Below are 21787 nucleotides of genomic sequence, written 5' to 3'. Positions count from 1 at the left end.
CCATCTCATCCGTATCGCTTGGAAAGAACGGGTTGTGACGACGATGAGCCTTGTTGTTGATGAACCTCTTCGAGCGAGTTAGCCAATGAAGCGGACGCTTGGAGAATGGCATCCGCAACAACATTCAGATGCAAGCGGTATTCCGGCACACGTCCTGGCCCCGACTGCTCACTTAACATGCCCAGTGCAATTAAGTCGCGTCGGCATGTCCGCTGCTGAGAGGCAGTGATCCCGGTGACTTGATGACATTGAGTCGCTGATAGGCGAAAAACATAATCATCATCCTGGAATTCCTCGGGTTTGGCTTGAGCAACACGCTCCAGCACAGACGAAAGCCATAATCCCGTGATGACATTGCCTGTAATATCGACATATAGGCGATGGAAGCTGATTGGCGTTTGTCCCATCAGATTCAATAGCGCCGCCTGCGCTAGAAAGTCTTCACTTGGTGCTTCTTTACTGTTCTGAGAGCCATCGGCATGAGAGGACGGTAAGGCCCACCCGCCCTGCGTATGGCCATCACAATCACGCTCTGACGGAGGCAGAGTCGACGGATGCGGCGCAGTTGTAGAAGTGATTGGCATAGTCATAATTTCGTCCATGTGGCTTTATCCTTGCAGTGGTGGCGTCGTCGGCTTTATTTCCAAACCAAGCTCATCATCCTCAGCAAACTCGACAATGGTTTGCTGGAGGACACTGATTCGCAGATCAGGAAACTGTTGGTGTAAGGCGTAGATTCGGTCTCGGCAGGGTTGCTCAGACATCGATTGCTGAATATCGAACCAGGCTCGATGGATGGCATCACGCACAGCGACTGGAGGCAGGGCCGTACGGCCGCCAGGCTCCCCTCCCGGTCTGAGCTGCGCGCGCAAGTCCCGATACTCCTCGTGGGACAGCTTGAAATACGCACACACCATCCGACGCGAAGCGCCGTGGATCACAAAGTATTCGCGTAACTTGGCGTGCTCACGCCGCATATCGAGCAGATGTAGCCCTTTGCTGATGACCTGTTCAGACAATGAGAACCACATTTCCTGCGGAGAGTTGGCCAGATTCGTGATGTCCCGAGTGGTTCGGTAACGCAAATCATCGAGAAACTCGGGTGAGTAGCCCGCACGCAGTAGAGAGTCCATGTGACCACCATCGATTTGCTCAATAATGTGGGCCAGCAACATGCGCCGTAGAACAGGACATTGAATGGGAATTTTGTTCATGAAATCTCCTCCGTCACATCCGGCATGAACAAGGGCACAAATCCGTCCAGTTGACGCTCTGGGTAGCGGGTCCGAACCCGTTCCATTTCTGAGAGCAGACGTGTGACCAACGGCCCCAATTGCTCATGCCGCACCACCAGGCCCATGGTTTGAAGCGAGACATGGTCAAATGCCTCGCCCAGCAACTCCTGTGCTCCTGCCTGAAACTGCTCCTCGCCCTGCTCCCAAAGCTGTTTCCACGCAATGGTGAAGCCATCGGCTTCGTATGGGATGAGCTGCGTAAATCGACGATCAAGCTGACCGGTGAGACTGACCAGGATTTTCCACAAGGCTCTGCGGTAAATGACCAATTCTGGTTCCAGCTCAATCCCATCAACATACCCAATACCTTGTGAAGGAAAGTCCAGGTAAAAGCCAAAGATGTGGTAGGGCTGATCGCTTTTAAAAAGCACATCCGACATGTCGATCAGGCTCTGAAACTCGCCTAACACCGTAAATATCGGCTGTGGATCGAACCCCTCCCCCTCCCCCTCTCCGCTCAAGACCACGTTCTGGGAGACCGATGGGGAAGCTGGCAAAAAGGCACCGCCAGAACTGTCGGGCTTACTCTTAGGCGTAGGCACACTGGCCAACATTCGACCGAGTGGAGGCTGAGTAGGTGCTTGAATTGCTAACGGCTTGGAGGCCACTGGCGCCGTAGGAGTGGCTTCGATCAGCCTCAGGGTCTCAACCTCCAGGCGCGGGTTCGCCTCTAGAGCCTGGGCCATGGCCAGCAGTTTCTCAGGGGCTACACCCAAGGTGTCAGCGATGGCTACGTTGACCTCATCAAGCAACTGCGAGACGTCTAAAACCTGCTGAGCACTTTGATCTGCCGTGACAGATTGTTGGCTCATCACAGCGGCGTACTTGTGCAGGATTGTCTGTAGCGCTGTTTCAGCGACTGCTTGCTGGCTGAACTTGTCAGCTAGTTTTAGCCACTGCGAGATCTGCGGTTTCAATAGCAGGTTCACATCGCGTGTTTGTAGCCAGCGCCCGATCGGGGTCAGATACTCAACCGCAAAAAGGAAGTTTTGCAGCATGCTCATGCCGAAATTCAGGCCGCTGGCCTGGCGCAACTCCCGGTTCAATTCCGTGGTCGAAAGCGATTTGCCCGATTCTCTCTCGAAATGTTCCTTAAACGACAGCACTCCCTGGGCTTTCTCCCAGAACGAAATCTCGCCACGCTGCTCGTTTTCAGCCAGGTGCGCCGCAATGGTCGGCGCGTCCCCTTTCCAGACCTTGACGATGACCGTCAGCCGCGCAAAGCGTTGGTCACCCTCTTCGTACAGCTCTTTCGCAATACGCAGCCGTGTATTCCCGCCGCCGTAGACCATGTAACGCGGCTGACCAGGACGCCTGGTAACGCTGATATGGTTCAGGATGCCGTTGGCCCGAATCGACGCCTTAATCTCGTCATAGAGTGGGTTTATTTCGGTACGCGGGTCAAATTCGTACCGATCAATATCGGTCACTGCCAAATTTGAAATACTGCCATCGACAACATCCATAGGCGTCATCGCACCCATGGCGTTCAGCGGTGGCGGCGTGCCCATCAGGGAACGTTTGGCAATGTCTTCGTAATTCGATTTTTTTGAGGACACGGGACTGGTCTCTCTTAGTGTTGAGCTCAACTCAGCGTTCATGCGCAACTGCGCGGCACGCTGACTGGCGGTCAGCAATTCCGGAGTTTTAGACATGGCGCGCTCTACGAGTTAGTCGTGAGCGGGCTGTCTGGCTCGTCTGACGCGGAGATAGGGACATGCAATGCAGCGAGCGCAGGAGCTAGCTCATTGCGATGATTCGGAGTGAATTTATTGCTCAGGTTGGGGATCAATTCCCACAGCAAACTGTGCATGTGATCGCCCGCTCTAACCGGATCAATCCAGTGAGCCGGGACTTGAGCAGTAGCGGCTTTTTTGTACGCTACCGCTTGTGGAATCTGGGTGGCCAGCACGGTGACACGCCCGCTCATTTCAATGAACTGATTGCGGATTAGGCTGGACATAGTGCGGCTATCAACCGTGTTCTCGCTACGGTTAATCACGCACTGGATTGCGGGCACTTTGTAGCCCAGGTTGGAGGCAGACTCGTGACGAGCCACCAGTTTGATCGTGCCGTCAACGAACTCACGGGCCGACAGAACATCAGGGGCTACAGGAGCGAGAAGCACATCCGCCGCATTGACGGCTGCGTCTTGTAGGTGGCCCACTGCCCCTTGGGTGTCGATGATGCAAACGTCGTACTGAGCACGGATATCCGGGTTACTCAGGGCCATCCGAATACGCACCAGGCGATCAAGCTGATTAGACAACCAGATTTGAAGGGGGCTGTCGTCACGCTGAGTGTCAGAACAAACAATATGCAAGAAACCGCCCTGCACATTCAAGCTTGAACGGTCACCCTCGAATTCGGCAGGTGGAAATTCGACGTGACTAATGCAGTCCGTGGTGAGTGCTCCTGACATCACCATTTGCGTTAAGCCATAAGGGGCTTGATGAGCCAGTTTGTAATAGCGAGTCAGAGATGGCTGAATATCCGCATCAATTAAAAGAACGCGATATCCGAAATCAGCAAGCAATCCACCTAAATTGGCAGTTAATGTGGTTTTGCCAACACCACCTTTAGTGGCAACAGTTGTGAACGTAAGCATTTTAAAAACCTCGTTGAAAAAGCAACGAGTTTTCTGCTTAAATTACTGTATAAAAAATACTAATAAACAGGTGGACTTAACATAAAGCGACATTATGCGTTAATTATTAGCGAAATAAACAAGAGGTCTTTATTTGTCCCACACAGCAATCTCGCAGGACGTTCAACCAGCTTATCTTCAAGCAAAAAGGCACTCAATACAGTCGGAATCCCGCCACCTGCACCCACAAGGCCTACACCCAATCCTGGGCGATGCTCGCTTTCAGTTCCCTTATATCGGATTGATTGCCCCTAGGGCTGGGCTCGATGTGTTCTGTTGCATGAGTGTAGCCACCACAAGCACGCCAAGCACAGCCGCTCAAGATCAACCCGCCACAGATACAGAGCGGTGTAGGACGACGGAACGAACGCAAGCCCTATCCCTGATCGCCCGAGCCCGCAGCCAGCACACTGGTTCTGGTCATCGTTGCTGGCGCCTGAGATGGCTTTACTGCACTACCAGCTCAACTCGTCTATTGCGCGCGCGCCCTTTTTCGTCTGCATTGCTTGCTACCGGAGAAAAAGATGCGACACCTTTAGCCAGCAAGTTTTCCGCCTTAACACCATATGAAGTATGTAAAGCCTGAACAACTGCCTGAGCTCTACTCTGCGACAAGGTCAGATTGGCATCAAGCGAACCTTGATTATCCGTATGGCCCACCACATATACTTTTAGGTCTGGATAGCTAGAGAGCAATTTAGCCATTTCTGATAAGGCCGTATCCGATTCTGGTTTTATCTCTGCTTTAGCGCTATCGAAGTAAATTCCTGGAACCGTGACATACCCTTGGCGTTCGAGTGATTGTTGCAACTCGTCCGCTTGTAGCACTTTAATTTGATCCAGTTCCAATTGGGCACCTTCTACGATTTCCTGATAGAGATAGGTCCTGTGATTGGACGTATCATCCACCACATGCAGAAAAACGTGGACCTCTCCTGCCTCATCACTACGACGGGTGAGCAAAACACGCTCACTTGAACTACCAAAGACCGCATCGCCAAATGCAGTAGGTCGAACGCGTCCTTCAAGGGAAATAAAGGGCATCATATCCGGACCACACGTCTCTGGGCCATGGCAGGCAAACAGCGTTTCAAACCCGCCTTGCTGCAGCGCTTTCTCGTAATTTCGCAGAACCTCCAATGCTGAATGCTCACCCGGAATCCGGTAAGCGATGCGAGTGACCTTACCCTCCAATTCAAGCAATTGCCCCGGTGCTTTCTTGTCCTTAATGATTCCCGCAGGCAACACGGCGGCATCGTAGTTTTTTCTCAAATAGTTGCGAATCTCTGCCCCTGGGAATCGACTCAAAAGCGGATGATCGCTAGAACCTTTGACGTCAGCGGCAAAAACAGCTGGCGTATCCACTATCAGCAACACCAGAAACACGAAAGATAAAATTGTCTTTAACATATATTTTAATTATAAAAATAAACCGCTATTTATTACTATTTACATTCTGATTTTTTTATTCTTGGTTTTTATTATCATTAATATTTTTTGTTGTTATAGGTTCCGCAATGCACGACGGACTTCTCCACATTTTGCGGGATTGGTGAGTTCAAAATCCGTCACCAAACGCGTCTTTGGATCGTAGGACATCGTTAGCTGACAGGGACGGAGTATGTCTCTGTCCTCATAAATAATACCTGTCGTCATTCCTGGTCGATCCAAGTTATGGTATGCGTAAGTATCTGCCTCCACGGTGACTCGTTGGTAGTAGGAAAGATTCCACTTATAGGCAGGCTCTCCATTCAAAACGGTTTCAACTTCCCCGCTACGACCGAAAGCATCACGATATTTTTCTATGCTCTCCCCCCTTACCATCGGTTTTTCTATGAGCTGAATACCTAACGCGGAGCCTATTTCAGCAGCACAGCCACCAAGACTTATCAGGGTTAAAAACGAAATAATTAATTTTATGATGTGTGTCATTTTATATAAAAAGATACAAATTGTATTAAACGATCCGCTCGGAATAATTCCAAAAGCCACGCGTTTTTAACACACATTCTGCAAGCTCAGGCTTAAAATTTTTCTCTTTTCCAGAGCACGCTCGATAAAAACAATTCAAAGAGAATTCGCACTCTTTTTCACTCATAGCCATGTTGCAAGACTATGACGGAACGCCTGGCTAAGCACTCAACGACTCAGCCCATATCCATTAAGCCTCCACATCGCCATAGTCGTTTTAATACGCAACTGTGTACGGCAAGCCCCTTCTTTTAAACGCAAGGTCAAAAGTATCTGGGTTGTTTGCCTTCTATTGGGAAGCGGACACCCACTGCATACGGCGTGTAGTGATTTGCTCGTAACTAGCAACGAACAATCCCACATGGAGGGAACGGTCTGCGCCCAGTACAGAGAGAAACAATGACTTCCGGTGCCCCAGCCGTTCTGAGTACACGTCAAATCCCGACAAGGAAAGCACCATAAGATTGAGGCGCAGACCCAAGCCGACAAGGGCAACCGCCCTGAGCCTTGCGTGCAAAGCGCAAGACCAGCCATGCGCGACATTTCTGGCGAATCTGAGCACGGCCGGAGCAACGCCATTCTATCGGGACCTGTACCCTGCTCCCGTCGATCCTGCTACGCAGACCGGCCCGCCAATAGTCGTTTTTTCAGCGCTATGTGATGTCGCGTTTGAGCCGCCGTAATCCTCACAAAGCCACTAACAGCCAATTATCGCCCCCCATGTGATCTGTGTTTTGCCACAGCCGCGTAATAAATCAGAGGCCTAATTAGTTTTGTTACAAGCCGACGCCGCCCGCTGCATGCCTTGTGTTCACACGGCCAAGCTTGATGGGTTCCTCATAGCGGTATTGGGGATCAGGTTTCCTTCCCAGTTAAACCAAAAATAAACGCCTGCAAACCAGAATGAAGCCTTTTGTTGCATCACTCGTACATTTACTAACGCAGAGTGCAGTCGGCAGGGATGGAAAACAAGATGGGAATGCAGACGGGGATCTCGAGACAGGGTCCCAACCGAATTGAACTCTATTGTTTAGGAACCTTTCGTTTGTTGATCGACGGGCAGGACCGCAGTCACCTGTTAAGTTATGACAAGGTCAAACTGCTGCTCGCTCTTCTGGTGCTGGCGCAGGGTCAGGCGATAGCACGAGTCAGGCTGGCCGATATGCTCTGGCCCGAGAGCGACCCCGAGCAGGGGCGCGCCCGGGTGCGCCATGCATTGTATGTGTTACGTCAGGCATTGGCCCCCTTGTCCAAGGTGCTGCGTAGCTCCACGGCAAGCCTAACACTGGAGTCCGACACGGTCTGGAGTGACGTTCTGTACATAGGCAGCTCCACGGCGACCGAGCTGGACGAGGCGCGCAACAAACTAAGCCTGTATCAAGGCCATTTCCTGGACGGCCTTAAACTGCCCAGTAGTGACAGTTTGATGAACTGGCACAACAACTGGAATGCACGCCTAGACATCGAGCTGGCGCAATGCCGACACCATCTGATCAAGGCCTTGATGGCCAGCGAACAGCAGCAAGCAGCCTTGGCTTATGCCAAGACCTGGGTCAATCTTTGGCCCGAGGATGAATCCTGCCATCGCTTACTAATCCGACTTCTGGTGCAGGACAATGATCATGACGCGGCCATGCTGGCCTATCAACAATGCTGCGATGTGCTGCAACAGCGTCTGGGTGTACTACCTGATGCACAGACGCGCGCCTTGTTGTGCACCGGCGCAAACGCGGCACCCGCCTTACACGGACCGTCCGATCCCGACGGCTACCACTTTCGGGCCATGGCCACGGTGGCCATTGCCATAGGCTGGCGCCCCAACCCGGACAGCAGCGACGATCCCATGGAGACAGATTACGAAACCAGGACCTTTCTCCTGCGCGAAACGCATGAGCGTGTGGTGCGCCATGCTCGCGAACACGGGGCTTGGATAGAGCAGGAGCATAACGCCACCTTGCTGGCACATTTCGGCTACCCTGCCATCAATGAGCGTCCTGTGGCCCCTGCTTTGACGCTGGCGCGCACGCTAACCGGTCTCAACCGGCCAGCCCAAGTCAGTCTCGGCCTGGCCGTTCATGCCGATGTACTGCCCATTGATCCGACCACGCCCATCAATGCACACCATTTGCTCTGCCCATCAGTCATTTCCCTGGCCTGGCAAGCGGACAACGGTGCTGTCTTGCTCAGCAGTCAGGCGGCTGCACGCCTGTCGTCCTGGTCTCTGGAGTCCTTGCCATCGGGCAAAGAAGCGTCCTCATACCAGCTACGTCTGAGCGAAACCGCTACCGATACCGGCCGCATTCACGGCCGGCTGCGCGAATTCGACATTCTGCTTCAATATTGGAGCGGTCGTCTTAGCGCGGCGCCACGCATGCTGTTGCTGCATGGCCATACAGGAATGGGCAAAACCAAGCTACTGCGTTCGCTGCAGGACTATGTGCGCAATGTGGAAGGTGCCGTCGTGGCGCTGCAGACCCAGGAAAACGAAGTACGCAGCCCTTACGCGCCGGTACTGCGCTGGCTGCAAAAAGAGCTGCGATATGTCACACCGGATACGCCCAACACCCGTAGCAGCGAACAGGAGGCGCAGCTACATCAACGATTAATGGCCCAGTACGACCTGAGCCTTGCGCAGGCCGATACTCTGCATCAGACCCTGATTGAACCGTCAACACTTAGCCAGAGCGCGGTGCGCGAACAAACACAACACGCCTTGCTTGCCCTGCTGCACGCACTTTGTCGGAACCAGACCTTGTTGCTGACCTGGGAGGACCTGCATTGGTGCGATGCCGCCAGCCTACAATTGTTGCAGCGTCTGCTGGCAGGCGAGGAGCGGCTGCGCATTGTGGCTACCTCACGCCAGACCTTGCCTGAGTCCTGGCCTGTCCTGCCCTTGCGTATTGGCGCACTCGCTAACCAGGACTTGAATGAACTGATCAGTCAGCGCAGCCGCTCCATCAAGCTGCCCCGCGACATTCGCACGCACGTCATCGAGCGCAGTGAAGGCAGCCCCATGCTGGCACGCGAACTGCTGCACTTATATCAGCTCGGTCAGGACCTGACCCTGGTGCCACGCTTGCTAGATCAGTGCGCCGCGCATTTGCGCCGCCTGACCCCACTACAACGCGAGCTGGCCTACCTGGCTGCCCTGCTGCCCGATATTGACGAGTGCGTCGCCAGCCGCTTGCTGGAGCAACCCCAATCGACCATCCGCGCCACCTTACAGATACTGGAACAGCATGAATGGTTGGTACCCACCAAGCAATCCCACTGGCGCTGCCCCGATATACTGGGCAACTGTCTGCGCCATCTCATTATCCGTCCCGAGCGCGAACGGCTTGGACGACGGCTGGCCGAGCATATGGTCGAGCATAATCACGCGCCATCGGCTATTGCCACCCTGCTGGGACAGGTTCGCTACCAGGACACGGTCCAGTGGTGGCAACGCGCCATTGAGCACGCACTCGAACACGGTCAATTACAGGAAGCCGAGCGCTGCCTGTCGCAGGCCCTACGCAGTCGGCGCTTTATCGCCGATCCCACTGTACATTCACAAACCAGTTTTGCACTGCACCTGACCAAGGCCTCCTTGAGTACCGCCGCCACCGGCCCGGCCTCTCCCCGTTCGGTAGAAGCCTTCGAGCAGGTCAACGAGCTGCGGGACCCCGAACAGCCCCTGACCTTGCTGGCCAGCCTATGGGGCGAATGGTTGACCCGCCACAATCGGGGGCAACTGGACGCCTCCTTGCCGATTGCCGAAAAAGTACTGCGCCTGTCCCAGGATCAACTCAACGAGGCCTGGCAAGGCTGGGCCTGGTACGCATTGGCCCAGCATCGCCTGTGGCGTGGCGATCCGGCACAGGCAGAAGCGTTGCTGGTGCGGGCCCTGCCGTTGATCGGCATGTCGGCCGAACCCCAGGATGCCCAAGCCCTGCCATCCCAGAAGCCCTCGCAGGCGCTGGCCTATACCTCTCTGGGATTGTGTCAGGCCTTACAAGGCCATTTTTCCACTGGTTTGCAAAATGCCCGCCACGCCATCACCCTGGCCAGCTACCACCACCATCCTTTGGCGGGTGCCATTGCCTCCCGGCTACATCTGATGCGTATTTACTATCTGGCAGGAAATCTGCAGGAAATGGCTCAGGAGAGTTTGGCGTTGACTGGAACGCAGTCACCGGCCAAGCCCGATACGGTCTGGATTGCACTGGCCCAGATGCACCAATTACTACCCGCTGTGCTACAGACCCGCAACGCGAACCTGATTGAGCCCATGCAGGCCGCGGTCGAACGCATACGCATAGATATGCCTGTTGCTGTGGAAGGACAACTGTGTATGCTGGCTCGCGCCCTGCTTAGCCTGACGCGCGACGACGCAGCGTTTGCCGTATTGGCCGAAGCCGAGCAGATCAGCGAACAACACGGTTCCGTGCTGATGCTTCCCGAAATACAGTGTCTGCGCGGCGATATCTGGCTACAGCGCCAATGCCCGGACCTGGCCAGCCAACACTGGCAGCAGGCCCGGGAAAGCATGGACCAGCATGGGCTGCTGGCCTACCAGCACTGGCTTAACGATCGCCAGGCACTAATTCCGGGTTGACCCGCAAGGCCTGGGCAATCTGCCCGGCCACGATGCGGGCTTGTTCGCGGCTGTCATAAACCGGGCTTTGCACCCGATACAGATCTTTGCGTCCCGGACGAGGCAAGGGAATCTGCACAGCTTCAATCCCCAGCACGCCCAATTGCTCCACGGCAGCGCGGGGATCGGCAAACACCCCCACCTGAACACGCCAACCCTGCTGTGCCCGTTCCTGAGCTGGCGTCGCTAATGAGGCAAGCACTTGCTTGGGCGCAGGTTTGGCGGCCCGTTTTGACGCAGGCTGAACAGCATGTATTTGCGGTATCGGTGCAGACGGGGCCGAATCGGGCGGCAATAGCCCCTCCTCCTGAAACACCGTTGTTGGCGAACGCCAGCACTGGGTCACAATGTGCTCGGGCACCAAATCCTGCGTCCAGCTCGGTTGCGCCATCGGGCTGCCCACACCGGACTGCGCCTCGCGCAGTGTCAGCAATTGCTCGTTGATCTGAGCCTGTCGGGCCTGTATGCGATGCAACTGGTTCACGTTATCCACCAGATTACGTTGCCCCTGCAAACGCCAGTTCAAGACCAGCCACTGCACGCCGGCATCGATCAGACGCTCTTCTTGCTGCGGGAAGTCACTGGCCTGGAAACGGTGCTCGCCACTGCTGAACTCGTGCAAAAAGTCGATAAAGCCTTCTGCGCCCGGATAGACCCGCTCCAGCACAAAGCCTGGAAACTGAATCTGCAGCACTGCATCACCACACTGCCCTTGTGCCCATGCAAAGGTAGCCCTGGAGGGGAAGTTGAAGTTATCCAGCCGTGTCACACCGCTGGCACATTGCAAACTCAGGCGGGTGCGTTGAGGCAATTGACGCGCCCCGGTGTTGAGCAGCGGCGGCTCGGCATCGATCACAACGGCCGCGGCTAATGACTGGACCGCTTTGGCCTGTTTATCAAGCTCAGCCAGCTCCTGCTGCAAGGTTTCGATCTGGCTACCGCGCACACGCGCCGCCTGTTCATCGTGCAGGCGCGTTTCGGCATGAGCCACCTGCCGCGCCTGAACGGCGTTCGCGTAGGCATAGAACTGCCCACTAAGCGGCATACTCTGCCCCAGCGCGCTGCGCGGTCCGTAGCTTTGCGCATCACGGCTCACAAAGTAGCGCAAATCACCCTGCATGAACTGAGGCACGGTGCCACGATCACCGTACAACAGTTCATAGGCCAGGACGGGACTGCGCACATCCTGTACCACACTCAAGACCGAAGCGGCCCATTGATCCTGCAAACCGCAGGCGGTGCGCCGGGCGGTGTAATCCAGCACCAAGGCCAGCGGACCACGCATCAGAGTCCACACGGCATCCTCACGGGCAGTATCGCGCTGCAATTGGATGCGCAAGGCATCCAGACTGTGTTGGGCATCGTGCAGCAAGGACTCTTGCACTTGCGGGTCCTGTCCAAACCCCCAGGTCTGGCGTGCCAGTTCCTGCGCGCTGCCCGGCCCCTGCAACAAACGCTTGATCGCATCGGCAAGTTGAGTCTGATAGGCACGCAACGGCGCAATGCCCGCCAGACTGGCACTGACGCCCTGCACGCTTTGTGTCAACGACTCTCCTTGCTGCACCGAGCGCAGCCCCACATGCCCCAGTGCATTGACGCGTTGAGCCTGATCCAGCCAGCCTGCCAGGCCCTCCTGGGCGGGGGCCTGACGGGCGGCCAGACGCAGTTGCTGCAACGTCAGCATGCTAGCCACCCAAGCCGGGCGTTCTCCGGCAGGCACCTGCTGAAACAGCCCATCGACCGCTTCAAAAAGACGAGCATAGGGATCAGCCACTGAAAACAGACTGCTGATGGCGCCATCCCAATCCGATTCGGTCTGCAAATAAAAACGGGCATCGTTAAAGCGCACAATGAAGCGATACCAGGCGTCGTAGGACAGTTGCCGGAAGCCCTGTTCCAGTACATCACTTTGCCCCATCCAGAAACTGCGCTCACCTGAGGCTTCGGCCAGCTCCTGGACGAAACCCGAGATCGCTGCCGTACCGGTCTGCGTCAAACCGGCAGCGATCACAGGCGCCCTTGCATCGGGCCGGACACTCCAGAAGTCAGCCAGCGTAATCGGACGAATACTGTTTTGAAAATCTGCCCAGGCCAGCAGCCAGGAGGGTGAGCGAGAACGTAAGCCCAGCTGACGCAGCGCAGCCTGCAACGCATCCAGCTCCCCTTGCAGTTGAACCCGCTCAGGCGACCAGTGCAGATAATCCACATACTGTTGACCAAGCAGCACTCCAGTCTGCAGACCGACTTGCCGGGATGCCGAGTCGCCATACAAGGTCGCCAGCTCCATGCCCGGCAATGGCCGGCCCTGGAGTGGGCCGCCGCGTAACTGGCCGGCCACCAGATTGATGCGACGCACCAAATATTGACTCCAGGCAGCCACCTCTGTCTCACTGCCGCTACGACTGACGCGTGGCAGATCCTGCACAATCAATGGGTCCAGAAACGCCTGCAGGATTTCGCGCCGGAACGCATCCACAAAACGTTGCTGGTAAAACTGCTGTACCTGACGCACATGGCCCTGAAACGGCAACAAGGCCTGGACGCCGTGATTGGCACTGTCCAGCCTGCCAATGGCACTGCGCCAGATATTGAGTGACTGCACATCTTCGTCCAGCGCACCCTTTTGCATGCGTGTTTCGAGCTGCTGCAACGGTTGGGCCGCAAAGGCTTGCAAACTCGAGCGGGCGCGTTCACTGGAATAAAACAAACCGCCTGCCAGCGCACCACACAAGAGCAGCCAGACCAGAACCAGAGAATGACGCAAGACACGGCGCCAGGGCGACCAGCGGTCGAAGACTTGCCAGCCATACCGGCAAGACGGCAGGATGCGATCGAGCACGTCGCGGGCAAAGGCAATGCCTTCACGAGTTTGATGTGGAGTGCGCACCTGCCAGTACAGGCCGCGCAATAAAGGGGTAGCCGAATACGGCGTGGCCTCGAAGGCCGGGGCCAGCAAGTCTTGCAAGACGGCTTGCTGTGCCGCGATACGCTCGGGCAATTCAAACACCGGCGCAGGCTGCACTCCATGCTGACCCAGCACAATCCGCAATTGCGCCATTCGTCGTCCCATGGACTCGAACGCCTGCGCCAGAAACTGCAACGAGCCCTGCTCGGCACCTTGTCCGCCCACCCTATAGCCCAGCGCCTGATCGTAGACCTCGGGCGGCAATTGCTGCAGCCAGGCAGAAAGACCGGGGACATTCTCACCACCTTGCAACATCAGCCAGACAGGAATGCGCGCCTGAAAAACACGCGCCAAGGCATCATGGCGAGCTCGCATCTGTTTGCCAGCTGCCTGCAACTGTTCCTGATTGGCCTGTAATAGCCAGGACAAGTCGATATTGAAAACCAAGCCGTTAAGCGGCTCGCGTCGGCGTGTCCGCATCAACTGGTGCAACAGACGCGACCATGCCGCTTCTTGGGCCGTCTGCTCATCAGCACCGAGCACCGGCCCGGCCCACACCATGACACTGGCTTTCATGAAGAACCAGCCTACCCCCTGATCCAGTCCTGGCCCGGCCGCTGGCAGCGATTGCACAGCAAGACGGGCATAATCGTCCTGCGTCTGGCAAGGACCGACATCCAGGCTCAGCATCCAGGGCAAGGCATACAAGGACGAACGCCGTCCCCCCAGCCGTGCCTGACGCAACACCTGCAGCCCTGCCCCCCACTGGGCATCAAACGCGGCATGCTGGCTGCCCAGCGCACGCGGCATGTCCCGCGCCAGACGCCGGCGCAAACGCCACGCCAGCCAGCGCCGACGCAGCCCTGCAGCCAGCCAGATCAGCAACAGCGCGACCAACACCAGCGTTGGCAAGGCCCACAGCGGCCAGCCCTTGTGCATCACATACAACCAGGCCAGCCCCGTCAGCACGAGCAGCAGCGCCAAGAAGCCCAGCACACGCAAACTTCGTTTCAACATATCAATGGTCCATCAACAAAGCGTTGACCAGCTTGGCCAGTGAATGATCCAGATACAGATACAGCACCAGCACCAGCAGCAAGGGTGCCAGCAGCAGCGTCACCGTGTATCCACTGGGCCGCCCCGTCAATCGCCCGGCTGGCCGCGGCGGCGTGGCCTGTCCGGTACCCGACTGCGGAAACAGCGTCTGTCCCGCCGCAAAACCCGGCATGCCCTGCTCCTGACGTATCTGCTCGAGCAACTGCACTCGCCAGGACTCAAACTCACCGGGCGCGCGCGCCGCATATTCACCCTGGAATCCGGCAACCAGCACCAGGCCGTAAACCTCTCGCACCTGCGTGGCGGTCTCGGGCAGGGCCTGCAGGCGTTGATAAAACTCGCTGCCAGCGCGCGTGGTGGCAAAGTAATGACGCTGCAACGGCGTCAAACGCCAGTGTCCAGCCCCGGGCCAGGGACTGGTCATGGCCGTCTCGTCAATCCAGGCCACAATGGCAAACAGGGCGGCGCCAACCTCGGCCTGTTCATAGCCGCGGTCACGGGCGCGTGCGCAGGCCTGATCCAGCGCCTCGATCAACGCCGAACCGCTTTGAGCTGCATCGGCTTCCTGGGAGAAGTAAGTACGCGCCTGACGCATGGCCGTCAAAAAGAAAGAAGCCAGGCTACTGTCCTGTATCACGGGCATTGCGCTCACCATTTGCTGACAATCAGTTCAATCTGCAGATTCTCGGGTGCGCCCAGCGCAACCAAGGACACTGCGCGTGTCTGCTCCAATGCCGCCCAGCCCGGCGACATGGGATCGATGTAGCAGTACAAGGCTCCCGGACGACGAGGAATGCCGCGTGGCGGTTCGGCCAGTTTGAGCAGCTCGACCCCTCCCAACGAATGGGTCACCAGCAGCTCGACCTGGTCGGGGGCACACAGTTTGAAGTCGCCCGCCAGCGCCTGCAAACGCTCTTGCTGCTCGACTCCGGCATAGGCCACCAGGTGGTAGCGTTGGCGGGCGGCAAAAAACGCGTCCGGCAACTCAGCCTCGTACAAGCCCGCACTGGCGCCAGCAGGCTGTAAGCGGATCAACAGCTCGGGAGCAGCGACAATTTCATTGAGCAAGGCACTGATCAGGGTGCTCATGGCGTGAAACCCCGCTGCCAGATCTTCGTGCTGATACGGCGGGGCCAGCACCTTTCCGTCCCGGGTCTCGCCCATCATGTCGTAGCGTTCCGAGAAGGTGGACAACTCGCCGACCAACTGCCGCAACAGGCCATAAACCTGCCAAGGATGCGTCTGCGGAGCCTCCAGCACATGATTGAGCATGGGGCCATAACGATTGAGCACCTGCAAAGCCACCAGCAAACTCAAGTGGTTACCGTCCAGATCCTCCGTCCTGCCCAAGCCGCCAGGTTTAAAGACTTCCAGCTGCCGTGCGCGTCCGGTCAGCTCGTCGCGGATGCGGCGTATCGCCTCGATCAGCCAGGGACTGGCCGACAAATTCAGGCTGGGGGGGATGTACTGGCGCTGCAAGCGCGCCTGATCGCCGTCCTGCTCCAGCCGCGCCACAGCCAGCAGTTCATAGTGACCCAACTGAGGCAACTCCTCGTCCCAGAACACACGCAAGACGTAATTCATCAAGTCAAGCTGACCCTCAGGGCCCTGCGCGTAATCGTCCGCCACCGTGACCGGATCGGCAGCCGCCACCATGCGCGTACTCACCGTCTGAGCCTGGCCAGAATCGTCAACCACACTCACATTGGCCTGGCCGGGCATCATGCGCCGCAGTCCAAGGTACACCGTACGGCCAGTGGCCAGATCCGCCAGTTCAAAACCGCGCGACTCAATCACGGCATTACCGGGATACTGGATAAAACTGCCGTCGCGCAGCCGTGCCGTCAAGGCCAGCACTCTGAAATCCAGCGTCTGCAATGCCGCCTCGTCCAACTCCAGTTGCAGCACACCCCATGGGTACGGCTGAGTCTGGGCCATGAATAAAGCCAGACGCTGGTAGAACAGATTGTCGTTATGCTGGAAATGCTGGGGCTGCAAAAACAGACCCTGGTGCCAGAAGATCGGTTGCAAAGGATGAACGCTCATGAAATCTCTATGGGTGTTGATGACCGACGGGCCAGGGGCCCGCTGCCGGCAAAGTGGCCGGGGGCGGAATGACAGTATCAGTCTGACTCTCGATGATGGCTTGCGGGCCCAGCCGCAGACGAATACGCAGCGGCTCGGGCCGGGCCTCGTACTCACGGAACATCAGGCCATGGCTGTCAAGCTTGGCGCCAAACTGATAAAGACGGGTGCTGCGGGCTGGGTCCAGGTGCTGATAGCCCAGCGCGACGGCTACGTAACGGGCCTTGTCCACGCGTGCCAGCCGGATGCGCCGCTTGACGCCCGGCTCGATAAAAATACGATCCAGACTGAGCAAACCCGTCGGCGCGCTATCGGCCATCAACAGACTGGAGAGCTGATCGGGCCTGCTGGAATACGGCTCAAACACTGAGGGTTCGACCATCTGCGCCACCACCATCAGCACCGTATGCGCCTGCCCTCCCCAGGTGTTCAACTGTGGATCGGCATTAACCTCCAGCACCAGCGCATCACGCTCGTACTCCCACTGCAGATCCTTCAAGGCCTCGTCCTTGGACTTGGTCTTGAACATGCCGCAGCCGGTCAACACCAGTGCGGCCAGCAAGACCAGCGCGGCGCAGCGACCCGTACGGACAACATGACTGTGCCTCATCCTCAGCTCCCCACCATCACCGTACTTTGACTAGGGCTGATCACCGTCCCGACCGAATTGACCGGCATGCCGTTATGGCCCGTCATGCAGCCCATGCGCACAGCCGGTTTGCCCCCCACCATCACCGTCATGCTGCCGTTCATGAACTGCACTTCGCCTTTGATTCGATTGCTGGCTACGCCGCCGACGGTGCCGACCTCATCACCGCTGCTCATCATGATTTTGCTGGCCTGATTCAAAGCAGGCATATTGACCACCAGCACATTACGCACCAAGCCTGAAGGCTGGGCCATCTGCGTTGTCGCCAGATTGGGAAAAGGCGTAGGCACGGGACCGGCCGGGGTCGGCACTTTGCACACATCGGGAATCGCATTGGCCTGCGCCCCGCCATTGTTGAGCATGAACATAAATCAAAATCTCCTTGGTAATACCGGGCCTAGCCCAGATGCACTTGCTGGCCGTCCACGACCACACGTTGAGCACCCCGCAGCTCAGCGCTGCGGGCCCGCACACGCCAATCCCGCTCGATGACCAGCCGCTGCGAGGCAGCCGCATAGTCATCGTGTCCAGCCACACGCGTGACACGCTGGCCGGCATGTATCTGGCTCTGCCCATCGTGCTGCTGACGCTGGCCGCTATACTCCTGCCGCTGTGCAAAATAGCTGTGCAGGGACTGCCCTGCCAGATGCACTTGCCGGGCCTGTAACAGGTACTGCTCAGCCTGTAGCGCCAGATCCGCCCCTTGCAGCACCACGGCCTGCGCCGCTTGCAGATGCAAACCGCCGCCAGCCTGAACACGGACGTTGCCGGCACTACGCACCACGGTGTCGGCAGGCAGATGCAGTTGCGCCGTCTGACCGGAACGTTCCAGCACCGCCAGGATGTAGGCCTGCCGCCCATTGAGCGTCAGCAATACCAGATCACTCACTTGCGGCTGCAACAGGCAGGAGGCTGCCAGCGGTGCAAAGCAACTGCCCATGGGGCCAAGCACGCCCCAGCGCTGCCCAGCCTGGACATAGACTTTGGCCTGCACGGTGTGCCACTGAGCGATCTGTGAGGGGTCCTCCGCTATAGACAGCGGCTCAGAACCCGGACTAAGACAAGACATCTGCATCTCCTTTTTATAGAGCCGACAAAGTCCAGCGCGCATCGGCACGCCAGCGCTCGGCCTGCAGGCGTGGAATATCGTTGCCCTGCAGGTCTTGCTTGTCACAGCCATCCCAGCACACCTGGTGCAAATCGGCTCCGTGTACGCGCATGCCTTTGGCCTGCGCGCTGCTCAGATCAGCCCCTTGCAAACGCGCATAGCTAACATCGGCATACTCCAGACAGGCGCCCGACAGGCAGAGCCCCTGCGCATGCGTATGCCCCAGTCTGGCCTGTGCCAGACGGGCTCCGCGCGCACTGGCCTGCGGCAAGCGTGCATAATTGAATATGGCCCCCTCCAGACGGGCCCCGTCCAGGCAGGCTCCATCCAGCGTGCTGCAAGCCAACGACAGAAACGGTGCCACAATCTGCGACAGGTCGGTTCGCTCCAGATCACAATGCTCAAACGCACATTGTTCGAAACGGCCTTGTGCCAGATGCGCGTGCGCCAGATTGGTGCGACGCAACTGAACCTGAAACCACTGCGCAGCCACGGCCTGCAAGCCGGCCGCCTCACAATCCATCCATAAGGCCGGCCCGATTTGCTCGGGCAGGCGCAACCCCCTCAGATCGCAGTGTTGCCAGGTCACGCCATGCATGAGTGCCTGACTAGCCTGCACCTGGCTCAAATTGCACTGCAGCCACCAGCCATCGTCCAGAGAGGCCGCGCTCAAATCCGCGCCGCTGAAATCGCAGCGCTCAAAGTGCGCCCGGCTCAGTGCTGCTCCACTCAAGCGTGCACCCTGGAACTGGCAGTCGACCAACACCGCGTCCGATAAATCACAGGCGCTCAGATCGGCACCGCGCAGGTTCAATCCGTCCGCCCGCAAACCGTCGAATTTCAAACCACTATATTGACCGCCGGACAAATCCAGATCTCGAATTGGGCCCTGTTCGATCAGGGCCAACAACTGCTCTGCACTCAAACTCATCGTGATTTACCTCCTTGTGTGTGTCGGGCCCAGTCAGGCAAATGGCCTAGCAGCGCCCCATCCAAGTCCACGCTACGCACCGTGGCACTGCCCAGTTGCGCTCCGTACAGATTGGCTCCACGCCAATCGGTTTGGTCAATCAAGGCGTAATCAAACGCCGCATCCAGAAAATTGGCGCCAGGCCAGCGCGCTCCTGTCCAATTCACTTCTTTGAAAATGCTTCGTGCAGCTTGCACCTGCCAGCCTGTCGCAGCGCGTAAATCGCAGATCTGTAAAAAAGCATCGCTGAGATCGGCCTGATCGAAACGGCTGCCGCCCAAGTCACTGTCCTGCATACTGGCGCCCCGCATATCGGCGGACCGCATATCGGCATCACGCAAGATGCAGCCACTGTCCAAGCGCACATCGGCCATCTGCGCGCCCACCCAGTCCACGGCGCGGCCCTGCGCGCCGGAAAAAGTGGCGCCCCGTAATACCGCTTGCGAGAAACACACCCGATCCAGCGTGCATTGCGACAGATCAGCGCCATCCAACTGTGCGGCATGCCAATTGCTGCCTGCCAGACGGCAACTCGCCATTCCCAGGCGCTCGGCCTGGGCCTGGGCAAATACGCCACCTTCCAGCGAACAGTTTTCCCATTGCCCGGCAGCCAGTCGGGCCCCGCTCAGAACGACGCCCTGCAAATCACAGTTCTGTAAACGAGCACCGGTCAGATTCAATGCATCGATCTTTTTGCCCGCCAGAATGCATGCTTCCAACACGGCGCCGCTCAGATCTGCACCATCGAGCTCCACACCCCGCAGATCCAGTCCCATCAGGTGGCACCCGCTCAGGCTATGGCCCGCCTGTCGGTGGGCATGAAATTGCTCCAGCGTGTCGATAAACTGCTGCGGTGCTCCTTGAGCGGCCAACCCAGCCTGCAACACGGCCAGCTCGGCAGCCAGACTGTCTAGACGCTGATCCATTTCGGCCAACTCAGCGTGCAGGCTGGTCCCTTGCTCATCCAAGGCATCAAAGGCGGAAGGCGGCACATCGGCCCAACCGGCCTTGGCAGCCTGTATCTCTGCCAGCATGTCCACAGGTCCGGAGGTCGAGGGGGCGCGAGGTAATTGCGCCAGCGCCAGCAACGGCTTTTCATCCAGCTCCAGACGCGTGGCCACGTCCTTGACCTGCGCCAGCAACTCGTTCTGTCCCTGTTGCAAGGCATGTTCGATGCTTTGCAGCGGATCGCTATCCTCGGCCTTTTCGTTCAGAACCAGAGCGGCCAAAGGCGCAATGCGCGGCAGGGAAACCGGGCTATACGGAGCCAGACGCTCTTCCATATCCGCAATCCAGGCATTGCCCTGCGCTCGACCTTGCTCCAGGCTGTCCTGCAACTGAGCCAGGATCTGCGGGTCCGCCTGCGAAGCGTCGGCCATCTGCGGCAGGTCGCCCAACGGCTCCATCTCTTTATCCTGCGGTGTTTCGTGCGCCATACCGTGCGCACCAGCGGCTGCATGCAGCGCTGTCCAACGTGCCTGCAGCTCAGGCAGGCTGCCAGCCGGCTCGTGCGCGTACTCGGTAAAGACCGCCGCAGCGGCAACATCGGCCGCATCGGCACGCTGGACCGGGATGCTGGCCCGATACAGCATCAGGACACGTTCATCTTGAGGAAACAGCCACACCGTATCCAGATCAAGGACAGCCTCCTCAATCCGTTCACTCCCTTTTCTGCGCAGCAGCAAACGGGGTCGCAGGCCTGGCAGGCGGCCCGACACTTCCGGTCGTTGCGGATGCATCCCCTGCACACGCCAGGACTCCGTGCCTTGCCAGTAACCATCCCGTACCTGATCCTGAGGAAAAGCATCGAACAATCGCGGATCAGTATCATCAGGCAGCCAGGGAAAGCGCTCTTTCTCCCAGCGTTCATCCACCGTCCCCACCCAACGCATGCGTGAGCCAGCGCCAGCGGGCAGACGCGTCAATATCGCGGGCTCCCATCGGTCAGCCGGCGAAAGCACCGGCGTATCCGGATGCTCGGTATGAGGCAGTAAGACACCTTGCGCCTGCTCCGGGTCTTTCAACCACCCACAACCGTATGGGTTTTCGTTGTAGCCTGCGCCACCATACGCTTGGCGCAAGGTCAAGGGCAGTGACTGAAACGGCTCAGCGGCACTGGCACGCCAACCTGCCAGCGTGTGTTGCCAGCGACGAGTGCCATGCACATGGAGGGTTTTGTGCAAGTGGCCCAATTGGACCTGGACCGCCATGGCCGTCGTGTGCTGCCCAGGGGGCGCCCAGGCCTGTCCCGCTACGCCATAACTGCCCCGTGTCTTTTTCAAACCCGCATCAAAGGCCTCATCCGGAAAATGCGCCAGCAACCACGGCCAGGCCTGGGCTTCGGGCAGGCATCCGCCCGCTTGCCAAACATAGCCCAAGGTCACCACCCAGCGCGCTTGCCCTGCCTGGGCATGGTAGGCCTGCATCAACAGCACATCATCGGGTTTGTCGATATCCATAGGGGC

The 21787-nt window shown here is 57.8% G+C and carries 15 protein-coding genes; 1 reads left to right on the top strand and 14 read right to left on the bottom strand.

The window, feature by feature from the left end; all coding sequences use genetic code 11:
• Nucleotides 1-5 precede the first annotated feature (5 nt).
• The 6 genes from AB7E06_RS05390 to AB7E06_RS05365 form a co-directional block, all read right to left on the bottom strand.
• A complete protein-coding gene (locus tag AB7E06_RS05390; protein WP_372406426.1) occupies nt 6-602 on the bottom strand; it encodes a hypothetical protein in 597 nt (198 codons plus the stop codon).
• 6 nt (nt 603-608) lie between these two features.
• Nucleotides 609-1214, bottom strand: a complete 606-nt coding sequence (locus tag AB7E06_RS05385; RefSeq protein WP_109088510.1) for an STY4526/YPO1902 family pathogenicity island replication protein — start codon at nt 1212-1214, stop codon at nt 609-611.
• Nucleotides 1211-2896 carry a ParB family protein gene (locus AB7E06_RS05380; protein ID WP_427955563.1) on the bottom strand — a complete coding sequence of 562 codons (1686 nt, stop codon included), beginning with the start codon at nt 2894-2896 and terminating at the stop codon, nt 1211-1213. Before AB7E06_RS05380 ends, AB7E06_RS05385 begins: the two co-directional genes overlap by 4 nt.
• Before the next feature lie 62 nt (nt 2897-2958).
• Nucleotides 2959-3903: a ParA family protein gene (locus AB7E06_RS05375; RefSeq protein ID WP_080748046.1), complete on the bottom strand. Its 945-nt coding sequence runs from the start codon at nt 3901-3903 to the stop codon at nt 2959-2961.
• Between the two features lie 486 nt (nt 3904-4389).
• The gene (locus AB7E06_RS05370) at nt 4390-5352 is read right to left on the bottom strand and encodes an OmpA family protein (protein WP_094196769.1); all 963 of its coding nucleotides are present in this window, start codon (nt 5350-5352) and stop codon (nt 4390-4392) included.
• A gap of 93 nt (nt 5353-5445) precedes the next feature.
• Complete coding sequence (locus AB7E06_RS05365) at nt 5446-5874, bottom strand: hypothetical protein (protein ID WP_094196770.1); 429 nt, start codon at nt 5872-5874, stop codon at nt 5446-5448.
• 1084 nt (nt 5875-6958) lie between these two features.
• On the opposite strand from AB7E06_RS05365, the gene AB7E06_RS05360 reads away from it, so the two are divergent.
• A complete protein-coding gene (locus AB7E06_RS05360; RefSeq protein WP_427955558.1) occupies nt 6959-10510 on the top strand; it encodes an AAA family ATPase in 3552 nt (1183 codons plus the stop codon).
• Here the strand turns inward: AB7E06_RS05360 and AB7E06_RS05355 are convergent.
• The 8 genes from AB7E06_RS05355 to AB7E06_RS05320 are packed head-to-tail and all read right to left on the bottom strand — an operon-like array spanning nt 10479 to nt 21781.
• The gene (locus AB7E06_RS05355) at nt 10479-14471 is read right to left on the bottom strand and encodes a type VI secretion protein IcmF/TssM N-terminal domain-containing protein (RefSeq protein ID WP_427955555.1); all 3993 of its coding nucleotides are present in this window, start codon (nt 14469-14471) and stop codon (nt 10479-10481) included. The two genes, AB7E06_RS05360 and AB7E06_RS05355, sit on opposite strands and share 32 nt — an antisense overlap.
• A gap of 1 nt (nt 14472) precedes the next feature.
• Nucleotides 14473-15153, bottom strand: a complete 681-nt coding sequence (locus AB7E06_RS05350) for a DotU family type IV/VI secretion system protein (RefSeq protein ID WP_427955553.1) — start codon at nt 15151-15153, stop codon at nt 14473-14475.
• Between the two features lie 5 nt (nt 15154-15158).
• Nucleotides 15159-16556, bottom strand: coding sequence for a type VI secretion system baseplate subunit TssK (gene tssK, locus AB7E06_RS05345; protein ID WP_230018058.1), 1398 nt, complete (start codon nt 16554-16556; stop codon nt 15159-15161).
• Nucleotides 16557-16563: 7 nt separating this feature from the next.
• Nucleotides 16564-17205 (bottom strand): type VI secretion system lipoprotein TssJ, encoded by a 642-nt coding sequence (tssJ, locus tag AB7E06_RS05340; RefSeq protein ID WP_321267286.1) that lies wholly within the window; start codon nt 17203-17205, stop codon nt 16564-16566.
• A gap of 2 nt (nt 17206-17207) precedes the next feature.
• On the bottom strand, nt 17208-17612 hold the full coding sequence (locus tag AB7E06_RS05335) for a DUF4150 domain-containing protein (protein ID WP_094196774.1): 405 nt from the start codon (nt 17610-17612) through the stop codon (nt 17208-17210).
• Nucleotides 17613-17641: 29 nt separating this feature from the next.
• Nucleotides 17642-18313, bottom strand: coding sequence for a DUF3540 domain-containing protein (locus AB7E06_RS05330; RefSeq protein ID WP_427955548.1), 672 nt, complete (start codon nt 18311-18313; stop codon nt 17642-17644).
• Between the two features lie 13 nt (nt 18314-18326).
• The gene (locus tag AB7E06_RS05325; protein ID WP_427955545.1) at nt 18327-19283 is read right to left on the bottom strand and encodes a pentapeptide repeat-containing protein; all 957 of its coding nucleotides are present in this window, start codon (nt 19281-19283) and stop codon (nt 18327-18329) included.
• On the bottom strand, nt 19280-21781 hold the full coding sequence (locus AB7E06_RS05320) for a DUF2169 domain-containing protein (RefSeq protein WP_427955542.1): 2502 nt from the start codon (nt 21779-21781) through the stop codon (nt 19280-19282). Before AB7E06_RS05320 ends, AB7E06_RS05325 begins: the two co-directional genes overlap by 4 nt.
• Nucleotides 21782-21787: the final 6 nt, after the last annotated feature.

This window comes from Alcaligenes sp., from assembly GCF_050255915.1.
In the GTDB taxonomy this organism is placed as follows: Bacteria; Pseudomonadota; Gammaproteobacteria; order Burkholderiales; family Burkholderiaceae_B; genus Alcaligenes; species Alcaligenes aquatilis.
This window is presented reverse-complemented; position numbering and strand designations above follow the sequence as displayed.